At 36.6% G+C, this 14,253-nt stretch carries 14 protein-coding genes, 1 rRNA gene and 1 other RNA gene; 3 read left to right on the top strand and 13 right to left on the bottom strand.

All coding sequences use genetic code 11. The features are described from left to right. The 11 genes from SH601_RS05795 to SH601_RS05745 all read right to left on the bottom strand — a co-directional run. A 16S ribosomal RNA gene (locus SH601_RS05795) occupies window positions 1-62 on the bottom strand; the annotation flags it as partial. Between the two features lie 482 nt (window positions 63-544). Next, window positions 545-805, bottom strand: a complete 261-nt coding sequence (locus tag SH601_RS05790; RefSeq protein WP_319957309.1) for a pro-sigmaK processing inhibitor BofA family protein — start codon at window positions 803-805, stop codon at window positions 545-547. A gap of 74 nt (window positions 806-879) precedes the next feature. Continuing rightward, the gene (locus SH601_RS05785; protein ID WP_319957308.1) at window positions 880-1,095 is read right to left on the bottom strand and encodes a YaaL family protein; all 216 of its coding nucleotides are present in this window, start codon (window positions 1,093-1,095) and stop codon (window positions 880-882) included. Between the two features lie 15 nt (window positions 1,096-1,110). Beyond that, on the bottom strand, window positions 1,111-1,707 hold the full coding sequence (recR, locus tag SH601_RS05780; protein WP_319957307.1) for a recombination mediator RecR: 597 nt from the start codon (window positions 1,705-1,707) through the stop codon (window positions 1,111-1,113). Window positions 1,708-1,717: 10 nt separating this feature from the next. Next, entirely contained in the window at window positions 1,718-2,041 is a 324-nt protein-coding gene (locus SH601_RS05775; protein WP_319957306.1) for a YbaB/EbfC family nucleoid-associated protein, read from the bottom strand. A 29-nt stretch (window positions 2,042-2,070) separates the two neighbouring features. Next, window positions 2,071-3,774, bottom strand: coding sequence for a DNA polymerase III subunit gamma/tau (gene dnaX / locus SH601_RS05770; RefSeq protein WP_319957305.1), 1,704 nt, complete (start codon window positions 3,772-3,774; stop codon window positions 2,071-2,073). A 219-nt stretch (window positions 3,775-3,993) separates the two neighbouring features. Next, window positions 3,994-4,260: signal recognition particle sRNA large type (ffs, locus tag SH601_RS05765), an RNA gene on the bottom strand. Between the two features lie 91 nt (window positions 4,261-4,351). Next, complete coding sequence (locus SH601_RS05760; RefSeq protein WP_319957304.1) at window positions 4,352-4,966, bottom strand: YesL family protein; 615 nt, start codon at window positions 4,964-4,966, stop codon at window positions 4,352-4,354. Window positions 4,967-5,107: 141 nt separating this feature from the next. Then, the gene (locus SH601_RS05755) at window positions 5,108-5,950 is read right to left on the bottom strand and encodes a carbohydrate ABC transporter permease (RefSeq protein ID WP_319957303.1); all 843 of its coding nucleotides are present in this window, start codon (window positions 5,948-5,950) and stop codon (window positions 5,108-5,110) included. Continuing rightward, complete coding sequence (locus SH601_RS05750) at window positions 5,951-6,892, bottom strand: carbohydrate ABC transporter permease (protein WP_319957302.1); 942 nt, start codon at window positions 6,890-6,892, stop codon at window positions 5,951-5,953. A gap of 79 nt (window positions 6,893-6,971) precedes the next feature. Then, the gene (locus tag SH601_RS05745; RefSeq protein WP_319957301.1) at window positions 6,972-8,309 is read right to left on the bottom strand and encodes an ABC transporter substrate-binding protein; all 1,338 of its coding nucleotides are present in this window, start codon (window positions 8,307-8,309) and stop codon (window positions 6,972-6,974) included. Between the two features lie 354 nt (window positions 8,310-8,663). Between SH601_RS05745 and tadA the strand changes: the two genes are divergently transcribed. Both tadA and SH601_RS05735 read left to right on the top strand, forming a co-directional pair. Next, window positions 8,664-9,149: a tRNA adenosine(34) deaminase TadA gene (gene tadA / locus SH601_RS05740; RefSeq protein WP_319957300.1), complete on the top strand. Its 486-nt coding sequence runs from the start codon at window positions 8,664-8,666 to the stop codon at window positions 9,147-9,149. Between the two features lie 92 nt (window positions 9,150-9,241). Continuing rightward, complete coding sequence (locus SH601_RS05735) at window positions 9,242-10,522, top strand: glycoside hydrolase family 18 protein (protein ID WP_319957299.1); 1,281 nt, start codon at window positions 9,242-9,244, stop codon at window positions 10,520-10,522. Window positions 10,523-10,551: 29 nt separating this feature from the next. On the opposite strand, the gene SH601_RS05730 is transcribed toward SH601_RS05735, so the two are convergent. Continuing rightward, window positions 10,552-10,989: an RrF2 family transcriptional regulator gene (locus SH601_RS05730; protein ID WP_319957298.1), complete on the bottom strand. Its 438-nt coding sequence runs from the start codon at window positions 10,987-10,989 to the stop codon at window positions 10,552-10,554. Window positions 10,990-11,165: 176 nt separating this feature from the next. On the opposite strand from SH601_RS05730, the gene hmpA reads away from it, so the two are divergent. Beyond that, on the top strand, window positions 11,166-12,386 hold the full coding sequence (hmpA, locus tag SH601_RS05725) for an NO-inducible flavohemoprotein (protein ID WP_319957297.1): 1,221 nt from the start codon (window positions 11,166-11,168) through the stop codon (window positions 12,384-12,386). 43 nt (window positions 12,387-12,429) lie between these two features. Here the strand turns inward: hmpA and acsA are convergent, their stop codons facing one another. Further along, entirely contained in the window at window positions 12,430-14,148 is a 1,719-nt protein-coding gene (gene acsA, locus SH601_RS05720) for an acetate--CoA ligase (RefSeq protein ID WP_319957296.1), read from the bottom strand. Between the last annotated feature and the right edge of the window lie 105 nt (window positions 14,149-14,253).

Genomic DNA, 14,253 nt, shown 5'->3' with positions numbered 1-14,253 from the left:
ACTTGCATGTATTAGGCACGCCGCCAGCGTTCGTCCTGAGCCAAGATCAAACTCTCAATAAAGTTGACTTATGCTCACTTCTATAAGCTAGCATGTTTCATGTTTAAATTCATACTGGTTGTTTTGTTCAGTTTTCAAAGTTCAATGTTTGTCGTTTTTTTAGCGACCTCTTAAATATAACATGATGAGTTATTGAAGTCAACAACTTTTTTAAAAAAGTTTTTTGTTTGTTTTTTCAAAAATGCCTTTCAAAAAAGCGACTTGATAAATATAACACGAATAACTAATACAATGCAATACTTTTTTAAAAAAAGTTTAGTGTTTTTTGAAATTACATATAAACTCCTTTTAAAGTAACAATCCTACACTATAACTTAGCGCTCTAAATATATAAAGGAGAAACTCACTAAAGGCTTTGCTTGATTCTGTTCTATTTATAATAGATGTGCATAACTATCGACACTGCAAACATTCCACTCCAACACTATGTAAGTCGGTTCCATTCCATATAAAAAGCAACCTTTAATAACAAGGTTGCTTTTTATCAAATAACTAAAATATGAATAGCAGTTAAACAAGCAATACCAGGTATGCCTAACAAACCAACAATCATAGCTGAAAAGACATTAATAGGTATATAAAGACCGAAGGATGCACCGAATAAGTTAAAGAAAAACAAAAACAAGATACCGACGGTTACCTTCATAACAACTTGTCCACTACCTTTAACAAAGTTAACTGGTATGCCTTTTGTTAACAATAAAATAATTAACAGGACTATCCCAATTATAACGAACCAGTTCATATACTTGTCCCCTTCTTCCTATAGAATATAACTACTCTATCTATATGAAGGGAAAACAAGAATTAGAAGAAAAACTATTTAATAGCAGATAAATTTCGCACTTTCGCTTCTCTTAGCAAATAAAAGTATTTCGCCTTTGTAATAGCTAAATCAAATTGTCCAGATTCACTTGGTTCAATACTTCTATTTAATAGGTCCTCTAAATAAACCCATTCCTTCTTCAAATGAAATAGTTGATTTAATAACTCTTGATCCATGTCTGATCTTTTTACTTTTTTAGAACGAAACATTATCTTCACCTACTATTAAAGTTCTCTCCTACCTTCCAATGCCTTAGAGAGTGTAACCTCATCTGCATACTCCAAATCTCCCCCCATTGGCAGGCCGTGAGCAATTCGTGTTGTTGTGATCCCTGAAGGTTTCACTAAGCGTGATATATACATCGCGGTTGCTTCCCCTTCAACATTAGGATTTGTTGCAAGAATTAATTCTTTTACTTCTTCATCTTTTAAACGATTAATTAATGAAGGTACATTGATATCTTCTGGTCCGATTCCATCCATAGGTGATATTGCTCCATGTAATACATGGTACTTACCATTGAATTCTTTCATCTTTTCCATAGCAATAACATCTTTCGGATCTTGCACTACACAGATAACAGATTGATCACGTGATTCATCTTGACAAATGGAACACGGATCTTGATCTGTAATCTGCCCGCATACACTACAATGTGTCAATTCGCGCTTCGCATTTGCTAATGCCTTCGCAAAGTCTAGAACGTCGTCTTCCTTCATATTTAATACAAAAAAGGCCAGGCGTACGGCAGTTTTTGGACCGATTCCTGGCAATTTGGTAAAGCTGTCTATCAGCTTTGATATCGGTTCGGGATAATACATGAGAACCCTCCTAGAACATTCCTCCAGGTAAATTTAATCCTTTAGTAAATTTGCCCATTGTATCATTTGTTTTATCGTCTACTTCTTTCAATACTTCATTAGTAGCAGCTAAAATAAGATCTTGTAGCATTTCAATATCATCTGGATCTACTACTTCTTCTTGAATTTCAATATCTGTAATTTCCTTCTTACCGTTGGCTACTACTTTAACCATTCCACCACCAGCAGTCGCTTCAAAGGACATCTCTTGCAATTCCTCTTGAGCTTTCATCATATCCTTTTGCATTTTTTGCATTTGTTTCATCATTTTATTCATATTTCCTCCACCACGCATGGCAAGCCCTCCTAAATAAAATCTATTTTTTAATCATGTATTTCTAATAAGTCATCTCCAACTAATTTTCTAGCAGCATCTACAACAGGATCTTCTTCTTTTTCAATAGAAGCATCCCCTGATTCCATTTCTCCATCTTGTTGCTTCTGTTTACGTACATATTCTTCACGTAAACTAGTCCACTCAGCCTCTGGAATAGGAATAAACGTGATATTCTGCCCTATAGCCTCAGATAACATTAATTCTATCGTTTGTTTATGTTCTAATGCAAGCGAACAATGTATTTCATAACGAAAAGCAATAATGACGACATCATCAGATGCTGCACTTGGCTTACTATTTTGAATCGTTGCATGTGCTGGTGCGCTTTGTCTCTTTAATGCATCCATAAATGTCGGCCATTGTGCTCGCACTTTCTGAATAGCTGATTTCGAAGCCTCTCCTAATACATGCCTAATTCTATCATATGGCACTTTATAACTGTTTCGACTCGACGGAGCTGTCCTTTTCGGTGCAGGTTGCCTATTTTCTGTTTGTACAGCCTGATTTGGTTGTTGTTGCATATTCGCTAATTGTTGCTCTAGCTTACGAATTTTATCATTCAATTGATCGACCGCCGGGATTGATGCAGTATCTACCTTCAAACTTCTTTCTTGATTACAGATTTTTAATACCGCAACCTCAATAAATACTTTCGGGCTATTCGTCCATTTAATTTCTTGCTGACATTGATTTAATTCTTTTATAGCTGACTGAATCCATTCTGCATCTAGTCCATCTGCTAATTGTTTAAATGTATCATCAACGATCGCTCGCTCCAAAACATTTTCTAAAGCTGGCGCTGTTTGATAAAGCAATACATCACGCAAATAATAAATTAAATCAAACACGAATCGTCCAGGATCTTTTCCTTCTTGGATCATTCCGTCAATTTCCAATAACGCTTCTTTAACCTCATTAGCATGCATCAAGTTAACTACCTTTGCTAATTTGGCTTGTGAAACAGACCCTGTCACCGCAAGCACATCTTCAATCATCACTTGCTCTTCACTATAGGAAATAGCTTGATCTAATAAACTTAACGCATCACGCATACCACCTTCAGCAGATAACGCTACTGCTTCCAGCGCTTCATCTGCTACTGCAATGTTCTCCGCTTCCGTTATTTTTTCCATTCGCTCTACCATTGCTGACTGACTAATCCGTTTAAAATCAAAACGTTGACATCTTGAAATGATTGTTAACGGAATTTTGTGTGGTTCTGTTGTTGCTAAAATAAAGATAACATGTTTCGGTGGTTCTTCTAGTGTCTTTAATAATGCATTAAATGCACCAATAGACAGCATATGAACTTCATCTATAATATATACTTTATATTGCACAACACTTGGCGCATACTTCACTTTATCGCGAATATCACGAATTTGTTCCACACCATTATTAGACGCAGCATCAATTTCAACTACATCCGAAATAGAACCATCTTGGATACCTTTACATGCATCACATTGATTACATGGCTCTAAAGCTGGTCCATTTTGGCAGTTGACTGCTTTAGCGAAGATTTTAGCCGCACTTGTCTTTCCTGTACCTCGGGGACCTGAAAAAAGGTATGCATGAGTAAATTTGTCCTGCATGATAGCATTTTGCAACGTGCGCGTAATATGTACTTGTCCCACTACATCCTCAAAATTCTTTGGACGCCAGACACGATATAATGCTTGATAACCCATAACTGATCCCCTTTACTATAGATATATTCCTAATTATCATTGTATCAAATACAACCATGAAAAACGAGTAATATTTGCATAAGAACACTCTTCTCTCCTCACTACTCTTTTTTATCACGGTGCAAACATCCGTAAAACTACCACTGATTGAAATCTCACTTTATAATATAACAAAAACCTCTTGCATTCATACAAGAGGTTGAACAATTATATTTAACGCCGTGCACCAAGCTTCGATAACACTACCTTAAGCGTTACATAAGTTCATAGCTAGACTCAGGCTTCCCCGCGGCACACAGGAGGAATCGCTTAATGCTGCTTCCTTCCGGACCTGACATGGTTCACGAGTTCCTGTTGCGCAGGACCCAAGCGTCAACACTATTCCCTTACGGCAGACCTTAAAGCAATGCTACCTCAGCAAGGTAATTCAGTCTCGCTATAGCGGATTGCGAGTACAGGGCACCGCTACCTCCCCACCTAGCACGGCAAATTTACTAACATATTCAGTTGCGCTATTTTGGAAGCGCAAATAATAGTATACCCTTTTTTAATAAAAAATGCAATCGAATATTGATGTTCATTCCTTAAAAATCTTCACAAACACTCTTAATGATAACCACATCCAAACAAGTGCAAGCAAACTAAAAGTGAAAAACACTAAAAGAACAGGAAACTCTAATGAGAAATACATCATAGAAAATAATAACAAAATCAACGTAACCGTAATATGGATTTTCGTAATACCAATAATTAAAGCATTTTTCAATTGATGTATGATAGAAGCATAGTTATGCACAAGTAATGGGAAAACCCAAATTACAATGGTTATATAAAGAAATAAAATAAAATAGTAAAGAAATGGCACAATAAACGGCAAGTCACCCTCTGCAAGATGGATAATTTGATAATTCAAAAAGAATAAATAACCCACAACCGCTAATATCCAACCAAGAATATTCGCCGATTTAAACTCTTCTCGATAAATCTGTTTAAACGTGGGCCATATCCGAATTTCATGGTCTCCCTTCAACCATTTCCTCGCTACTCCAAGAGCTGCTGTAGTAGCAGGAAAGATACCTAGAATTCCTAAACCAAGAATCGTAAAAGCTACCCATAATACATTTAAAAATGCCAGATTTGTTATCCACCTAAATACTTTATCTAATGTTGTTGTAATACTTTTCCCATTCATTGCCCACGTCATCCTTCTACTATTTACTACTATTATAACAGAAAAGAACCATAGTTTTTGACTAGAACTATGGTTCTTCCTATGTGATACGTTATCTCGGCGTCGATACCTTGATACGTTTTGCTAACAAGCAAGGATAGCTTATCCTTTTACTCCCCCAGAAGTTAATCCAGCTACAAAGTAACGTTGGAAGAAGATGAAAAGAATAACAATCGGAATAATTGTCAGAACTGATCCTGCTATTAGAACATCATAGTTATTTCCATAAGGTGTTAATAATGTCGCTAAACCAATTGGTAATGTAAACATGTCATTCGAACGTAATACGAGTAATGGCCACAGGAAGTTATTCCAACTACCTAATCCTTGTAATATCGCCATCGCCGCAAGAGAAGGTCCCATTAGCGGTAACATGATTTTGAAATAAATACCGTACTCCGTACTTCCATCAATTCTCGCCGCATCCATCAATGCTTTCGGTAATCCTGTTGCATACTGTCTAAAGAAGAAGACCGCAACAGGTGCAACGATTAATGGTAAAATAACCGCAAAATAACTATCAATTAACTGTGCTCCGACCATCATCTGATATAAAGGAAGCATTAGTATTTCAAATGGAATCATTAAGATTAATAATACTAATACAAAGAATAGGTTTCTTCCTTTAAAGTCATACATCGCTAATGCATAACCTACCATAGATGAAAAGAATAATGAAAGAACAATCGTTAACGCTGAGATAACTAAACTATTACCATACCAACTCCAGTAAGATCCTGCTTCTTGGAATATATACAGATAGTTATCTATGTTTAATGAACTAAAATCAATACTAAATGTAATACCGTCTCTCATTAAATCCGATGAAGGACGAAATGAGGAAATCAACAATCCAATAATCGGGAATAAAATAATTAAGGAGATCAGCCCGAATCCAATCGTAGCTATCCACGTTGATCCAGTTTTTTTGTTTGTTTCATTCATTTATTCGTCACCTCGCTTGAAGGTACCTGTCGCAATTAAATTGATAAGACTAATAACAAAGATTATCAGCATGAGTACAACCCCAATGGCAGAACCGAATCCCATATCATTTTGCCCGATACCTTGTTGGTAAATATAACTTACTACGGTTAAACCAATGTTACCTGGTGAGCTAGTTTCCCAGAACACGAAACTTTCTTCAAACATCCTGAAACCATTGATAATCGTAATCGTACTGACAAAGATCGTAATCGGTTTTAAATGAGGGATCGTGATATAACGTAACTTTTGCCAAGCGTTAGCACCATCAATATCTGCCGCCTCATACAATTCACTTGAAATACTTTGTAATTGTGCTAAGAAATATAAAACATTTACTCCTATCCAACGCCATGATGCTAAAATAACCATCAAGAACATTGCTGACCATGCATTATATCGCCAATCAACCGAGTCAAAACCTAAGAGATGGACGATTTGGTTTGCTACAGATGAATCCGCCTCACTAAACATTAAGCGGAAAATCATACCACCTACGATTGTGGAAGTTAATGCTGGGATAAAAATAGATGCTCTGAAAAACGTTTTAAATTTAACTGCTTTTGAATTTAACAAAATAGCTAGTAGCATCGGAATCAACGTTAAAATAACAACAGTTAATACTACATAAATGGTTGTATTTGATAGTGCTTTATAAAAATTTGGATTAAATACTCGTTCATAGTTTCTAAAAGCAACCCATTCAACTTGTCCAGGTAAAATCTTTTGGAAACTCATAATAACACCGTGAATCGCCGGATATAATGTCAAAATAACAAAAGATAAAATAAATGGCGTAACAAAAATATATGGAACGACTTTTTTTGAATTCAATATAGACATCAATTTATTCGGTTGTTTATCCCTTACCATCGCATCTGTTTCTTGGGCGGGAGATGACATGAGTTTTACCTCCTTTTAAAATTAGCCATTTTAGGAGACAGGGCTACAAGAGCTGCTCTGCCTCCTAATCTGGTATTGTTTACTCCATTTCAGCTCTCACTGCATCCGCAGCTTTCTTAAGTGCTTCCTCTGGAGTTGATGTATTCGAACGGATTGTTTCTTGAGTTACATTTGTATGAAATTCACTAATTACCTCTGGTGTATTCTCTGTAAAATGTAACGTATTGATATCATCTCTCACTTCAAGTAGCATATCGAAAATGCCATCCCCAAAGAAGTCATAATATTTATTGTCTGCTTGCACTTCTTCACTTTCCCAAGTATCCCAACGTGGTGGGTCAAACCCTAAAACTGTCCAAAGATTAGTATTTCCTTCTTCACTAAGTTTTGCATATGCTAAGAATTCTTTCGCTAACTCCGTATCTTCTGCCTGGTTTGTAACTGCAGTACCTGTTCCACCCATACCAGCAGAACGTTTTCCGCCTTCTTCCCAAGCTGGCATTGGACGAATAGCAATCTTACCTTCCATATCTGGCATACTATCTAAGAATCGACTCATATACCATAACGGCGCTAAGATAGATGCTGCTCCATCATCAGAAAAGTATCCATAAAATTCTTCTGATTGGTTCATTCCACCTGGTGCAACTTCTGCAATTTCATGCTCATAAATCACATCTTGTAAGAATTGTAATGTATCAATATTTGTTTGGTTATCTAATATTAATTCACCGTTTTCATCAAATGCGTCTGAATCTTGTTGAGAAATCATTGGCCACATATCCATTAACCAGTCTTCTGTACCAACATTCCACATTACAGAATCCGTGTTTTCTACAACTTGTTTACCAGCTTCTACGAAATCATCCCATGTGTTAATAGAATCAATATCAACACCGGCTTCATCCATAATTTCTGTATTATAGAACATAACTGTCGCACCTACGTGTGTAGGTAAAGCGTAGTAGTTACCATCTTTCGCATAATTTTCAAACCTTGATGTAACAGCATTATCCAATACAGGCTCTACATATTCATTCATTGGCTCTAGCTGAATGTCACCTTGTAAATAGTTCGGGAATTGACCGAGTTCTATATCTACCATATCTGGACCACCTTGGCCAGATTGAATCGCTAACAATAAATTGTTATGCATTTGCTCAAACGGATAAGTTTCAGCAACTAGTTTAATTGGTTTATCTGGATTCTCTTCATTCCATCTTTCCGCAGCATCACTATACAAATCAACGTGTTGACCAACAAACGTCCAAAAAGTAAGCTCTGTTGCATCTTCAAGGTCTTCCCCAATAACTTCTACTTCCTCTGCCTCTCCAGAAGCGTCATCACCACCGCCTCCACAAGCTGCTAAAACAACAGCTAAAACACCTAGTAACAAAATAAGCAAGCTTTTCTTCATTTTTTTCTACCCCTCCTATTTTTTGAAACGCTTTCATGAATAACAAAAAAATTACCTAACTTCTTTTTTTCTTGGTGTGATTAACTTATAGTATGTGTATTGCAATGCAATAGCTTATTTAATGAAAATGTTATCACCATATGCAACCGTTGTCAATAACTTATTTATTTTAATTATTCAAATTCATACGTACATCCAACAGATTAACAAAAAGGTGATATACTTACAGCCCTTTTGCCTATTTACTTATTAGTTCCTTTTAACTCCTAGCACTTGAACTTTGCTTCTTTTTTGTTCACTATAGTGATAGGTTTGATATATCATCCAGATCAATAAGAAAAGAGTGAAATAAATATGTTAGATGAAAAATATATGTTGATGGCAATAGAAGAAGCAAAAAAAGCGGAAGTGCTCGGAGAAGTGCCTATAGGTGCGGTAATCGTCCATAAAGGAGAGGTAATTGCAACTGCTTTTAACTTACGTGAAAAACTACAAACAACAGACTCCCATGCAGAAATGCTTGCTATTCAGAAAGCAAATGAAGTGATTGGTAGTTGGCGTTTAGAAGAATGTACATTATACGTCACGCTTGAACCTTGCCCAATGTGTGCCGGTGCTATTTTACAAGCAAGAATCCCCCGTGTTGTATATGGAGCAAAGGATCATAAGGCAGGTTGTGCTGGTTCGCTCTATAACTTTTTACAGGATGAACGCTTCAATCACCAAGTAGATGTGGTACCAGATGTATTGGAAGAAGAGACAAGTCAATTGCTCACGAACTTTTTTAAAGCATTGAGACAACGCAAAAAAGCAGCAAATCAACAAACATTAAATGATTAAATTAATATGTACACTACCATACTGTTCTATTTCTTCTTTCTAATCATACAGTTAAATAGAAGGCACTTTTAGATGAGAAAGGAGAACATTTCGTGCAAATTTATGTTGTGGAACAAGGAGATAGCTTATATAAAATAGCAAATCAATTCGGTACTACTTATGAATCAATCGCACTAGCGAATGAAATAGATCCGGACCAGCCTTTGGTTGTAGGTCAGGCACTTGTCATCCCGATATACGGACGGTTTTATACTGTTAGGCGTGGTGATAGTCTCTACACAATCGGACAAAAATTTGGTGTATCTGCAGCTGAATTAGCTAATATGAATCAAGTCAATATTTATCAACCTCTTGCCGTTGGAATGACCTTATATATTCCTGAAACACCTAAGACAACTATTGAAGTAAATGCATATATTGAACCTACAGGCGGAACTGTATCAGAGCAATTAGAAAATGCTGCAAGAAAACATATAAACAACCTAACCTATCTAGCTCCCTTCTCCTATCAAATGGACCGTCAAGGTAATCTAAGTGCTCCTCCATTAAATGATTTTGCTACTATTACCGATGAATCTAGTGCAACAATGATGCTTGTCATTACAAATTTAGAAGATGGAGCCTTTAGCGCTTCATTAGGACAAGAAATTCTGACCAATGAAGCAGCGCAAAATAATCTTCTCCAGCAAATCATTACAATAGCTGAGGAAGTAGGTTATGGGGACATTCATTTTGACTTTGAATTCCTTCCACCAGAAAATCGTGACGACTACCGACATTTTTTAGAAAAGGCTACCAATAGACTCCATCAAGAGGGACTATTAGTATCAACAGCTCTTGCACCAAAAACAAGTGCAACTCAACAAGGTGCATGGTATGAAGCACACGATTATCACGCACATGGCGAAATAGTAGACTTCGTTGTATTAATGACATATGAATGGGGTTATAGTGGTGGTCCACCAATGGCGGTCTCTCCAATTGAGCCTGTTCGGAATGTCATCCAATATGCCCTAAGTGAGATGCCATCAGAAAAAATAATGCTCGGTCAAAATTTATACGGTTATGATTGGACCCTTCCATATGAACCAGGTGGTGAGTACGCACGAGCAATCAGTCCTCAACAAGCCGTGCAACTTGCAAGAGAGAACAACCAAGCAATTCTCTTTAATGAAGATGCTAAAGCCCCTTATTTTTATTATGTAGATGATCAGCAACAAGAGCATGAAGTCTGGTTTGAAGATGCTCGTTCCATACAAGCCAAATTTGAGTTAATTAAAGAAAAAAACTTACGGGGAATCAGTTACTGGAAGCTTGGATTAGCATTCCCACAAAACTGGTTACTACTCGCAGACCAATTTAATATAAAATAAGAGGAGGGGGAGTAAGCTAATCACTGAGGTTACTCCTCCTTGATTCCAAGTAACATACCAAGCTCTTCTTTATTTTCAATCAAGTCTTTTAATGAATATTGATCCAATACTTCAAAAAAAGCTTTTAATGCTTTTCCGACAACAGAACGTAATGTGCACACCTCTGTTATGACACATTGATTGTGGTCTCCATCAAAGCATTCTAGCATATAGAAATCATTCTCCATTAGGCGCACAACTTCTCCAATATTAATTTCACTTTGATCTTTCATTAATAAAATGCCACCATTGCGCCCTTGAATTGTTTTAATATAACCTTTGATACTTAGTTGATGAACAACCTTTCGGATATGTTCTTTCGATATATAGAAAGTATCAGCTATTTCTTTAATACTGACTTTTCGTTCACTTATTGCTGTATAGAGTAATACTCTTAATGCGTAATCTGTATATTTCTTTAATCTCATGTTCTGATCTCCCCCCTCTTCATTCTACCCGAATTAATGGTTATTCGCTATCTTCCTTAACAGAATTGTCATATCTTTCCGTGAAAAGCTATTGAAAAGTTTTCCATCCATTCCTTATAATTAAACATGTATAAATAATACATGTTTTTTCAAAACTATCAGAAGGAGTGTTTTAAATGGCAAACTCTACTGAAATACTTGATAAACAAACAATTGAAACAGTAAAAGCGACTGTACCTGTACTAGAAGAACATGGTAAGGCTATTACATCCAGATTCTATCAATTACTTTTTATCAATCATCCAGAATTAAAAAATATTTTTAACCAAACCAATCAACGAAAAGGGAAACAGCCTCAAGCATTGGCAAATGCGGTATATGCAGCTGCTGCCAATATTGATCAATTAGAAAACATTCTACCTGTTGTTAATCAGATAGCACACAAACATCGTAGCTTAAATATTAAACCCGAGCACTATCCAATTGTAGGAGAAAACTTATTAAAGGCGATGCAAGATGTTTTAAAAGAGGCTGCAACAAAAGAAATTATTGCTGCATGGGCAAAAGCATATGAAGTCATTGCAGATGCCTTTATTCAAGTAGAAAAAGAAATGTATGAAGAAACCGAACAAAAAGATGGTGGATGGCTCGACTATCGTCCTTTCCAAGTAGTAGAAAAGGTTAAAGAAAGTGATGTGATCACATCCTTCTATCTGAAACCAGCAGACAATGGTTTATTACCTGAGTTTGAAGCAGGACAATACATTACTGTAAAAGTAAATATACCTACTATTCCATACACTTGTCAGCGCCAATATAGCTTGTCTTGTAAACCAAATAAGGAATTTTTCCGTATTAGTGTCAAAAAGGAAAAGGGAATCGCTGAAAATCCAGATGGGGTTGTATCAACCTATCTTCATGAATCTGTTCATGAGGGGGATACCATTGAGCTTAGCGCACCTGCTGGCGACTTTGTACTTAACCAAGCAGATAAGCCACTCGTCTTAATAAGTGGCGGAGTCGGATTAACTCCTTTAACAAGCATGCTTGAAACAGTTTTGCATGAACAACCTAATCGTGAGGTATATTATATCCATGCAGCACAACATGAAAATCTACACGGATTTAAGGATCATGTTAAACAAATTGCTCAGCAACATGAACAGGTACATGCCTATACTATTTATGAAAAGCCAGAAGAAACTACTCATTGTGATAAAACGGGCTTTATCGACTTAACATGGCTTCAATCTGTTGTACCGACACAAGAAGCATCCTTTTATTTCTGTGGTCCCGAGCCATTTATGAAAACTGTGTACCAAGCCTTACAAGCATGGCAAATTAACGAAGAAAATATTTATTATGAATTCTTTGGTCCTAAAGGAAGCTTGGAGTAATCATGTGTAAAAGGCTAGCATTTGCTAGCCTTTTATCCCACACTTATTCTTCTAACGTAGACGTATCACCAGTGGGTAATCCTAATTCCCATGATTTCAAAAGTCTACGCATAATTTTACCGCTTCGTGTCTTCGGAATACTATCTTTTATCTCGATTTCACGTGGTGCTGCATGTGCACTTAAGCTCGTTTTGACAAATTGACGAATGGCTTCTAATAATTCATCTGATGCCTCATAGCCAGGATTTAACGTAATAAATGCTTTTATAATTTCTCCTCGTTCCGGATCTGGCTTACCAATTACTCCAGCCTCTGATACTGCTTGATGTTCAATTAACTTACTTTCTACTTCAAAAGGACCAACGCGTTCACCTGATGTATTAATTACATCATCTAACCGCCCTTGGAACCAAAAATAACCGTCTTCATCCATATAGGCACTATCACCTGATACATACCAATCTTTAATAAAATAACTATCAAATTTACTCGGATTATTCCAAATAGCTCGCATCATTGATGGCCAACCTTTTTTAATCGCTAAATTCCCCATCTGATTCGGTGGTAACTTATTCCCTTCATGATCAATGATAGCTGCTTCTATACCTGGAATTGGTTTCCCCATGGAGCCTGGACGAATTTCCATACTGGGAACATTTACAATTAACATCGCCCCAGTCTCCGTCATCCACCATGTATCATGAATACGCAAATTCAATGTCCGTAATCCCCATGTAATGACTTCTGGATTCAATGGCTCTCCGACACTTAACAGATGACGCAGGTTAGATAAATCATATTTTGAAACAATATCATCACCAGCACTAACAAATTTACGCAGTGCAGTTGGAGCTGTATACCATACTGTCACTTGATGTTTTTCTAACGTTTCATACCATGATTCTGGAGAAAAACGTCCACCTCTAATAACATTCGTTATTCCATTTAACCATGGTGCAAAAATTCCATAACTTGTACCAGTAACCCAGCCAGGATCTGCTGTACACCAATACGTATCATCTTCTTTTAAATCTAACACCCATTTACCTGTTGCATAGTGTTGGATCATTGCATTATGGGCATGATAAACCCCTTTTGGTTTACCAGTTGAACCAGAGGTATAATGGATAAGCATCCCATCTTCTCTATCTACCCATTCAATATCAAATGCTTCAGAAGCTTCTTTTATTTCTTCCTCATAACTAATATATTGCTCATCTTTCATGTCTGTTGAATTACCGATTAATATAATCTTCTCTAAGGCAGGAAGTTCCTTTACAGGCACTCGGTGGATTAATTCTGGAGTTGTAATTAACATCATTGCCTCGCTGTCCGCCAAGCGATCACGAACCGCCTGCTCCATAAATGCTTCAAATAATGGGCCAGCGATAGCCCCTACTTTCAATATACCAAAGAAATTCGCATAAAATTCCGGCGTTCTCGGCATAAATAAGAAAACACGGTCGCTTTTTCCTATACCGTACTTTTTCAATATATTCGCTGTTTGATTGCTTTGTTTGCTTAATTGTTCAAATGTAACACTTTCTTCTCGATTTGGTGCGGAGTACAATAATGCCACTTGATCTTTTTTGTGAGGATTTTCTGCGTGTCGGTCAATCGCTTCATAAGCAACGTTTACCTTACCAGTGTGATACCAGCTAAAGTCTTTCTTGATTTCTTCCCAATCGAAACCTTCTCTTTGCACATCAATATCAGTTAAATTATGCTCTCCTGATCTTGGCTGAACTTTTGCCATATCCATCCTATCACCTCTTTAAAATTGTTAACATTCTTAAACAAACTTTGAAACCCCTTACATTTTATTGTAATCATTTTAATTTATAACGCAAGAGTAAATTTATTCAAA

Origin of the sequence: Gracilibacillus pellucidus, assembly GCF_033949965.1 — a bacterium.
Taxonomy (GTDB): domain Bacteria; phylum Bacillota; class Bacilli; order Bacillales; family Amphibacillaceae; genus Gracilibacillus; species Gracilibacillus pellucidus.
The sequence above is the reverse complement of the archived record's forward strand: the minus strand, read 5'-3'. Positions and strand labels throughout refer to the sequence as shown.

Bases quoted from the DNA above. Each gene is read 5' to 3' on its own strand.
- dnaX (WP_319957305.1), bottom strand. From the start codon at position 3,774: ATGGGTTATCAAGCATTATATCGTGTCTGGCGTCCAAAGAATTTTGAG.
- hmpA (WP_319957297.1), top strand. From the start codon at position 11,166: ATGGCAAACTCTACTGAAATACTTGATAAACAAACAATTGAAACAGTA.
- SH601_RS05785 (WP_319957308.1), bottom strand. From the start codon at position 1,095: ATGTTTCGTTCTAAAAAAGTAAAAAGATCAGACATGGATCAAGAGTTA.
- acsA (WP_319957296.1), bottom strand. From the start codon at position 14,148: ATGGATATGGCAAAAGTTCAGCCAAGATCAGGAGAGCATAATTTAACT.
- SH601_RS05750 (WP_319957302.1), bottom strand. From the start codon at position 6,892: ATGTCATCTCCCGCCCAAGAAACAGATGCGATGGTAAGGGATAAACAA.
- tadA (WP_319957300.1), top strand. From the start codon at position 8,664: ATGTTAGATGAAAAATATATGTTGATGGCAATAGAAGAAGCAAAAAAA.
- recR (WP_319957307.1), bottom strand. From the start codon at position 1,707: ATGTATTATCCCGAACCGATATCAAAGCTGATAGACAGCTTTACCAAA.
- SH601_RS05745 (WP_319957301.1), bottom strand. From the start codon at position 8,309: ATGAAGAAAAGCTTGCTTATTTTGTTACTAGGTGTTTTAGCTGTTGTT.
- SH601_RS05790 (WP_319957309.1), bottom strand. From the start codon at position 805: ATGAACTGGTTCGTTATAATTGGGATAGTCCTGTTAATTATTTTATTG.
- SH601_RS05775 (WP_319957306.1), bottom strand. From the start codon at position 2,041: ATGCGTGGTGGAGGAAATATGAATAAAATGATGAAACAAATGCAAAAA.
- SH601_RS05760 (WP_319957304.1), bottom strand. From the start codon at position 4,966: ATGAATGGGAAAAGTATTACAACAACATTAGATAAAGTATTTAGGTGG.
- SH601_RS05730 (WP_319957298.1), bottom strand. From the start codon at position 10,989: ATGAGATTAAAGAAATATACAGATTACGCATTAAGAGTATTACTCTAT.
- SH601_RS05755 (WP_319957303.1), bottom strand. From the start codon at position 5,950: ATGAATGAAACAAACAAAAAAACTGGATCAACGTGGATAGCTACGATT.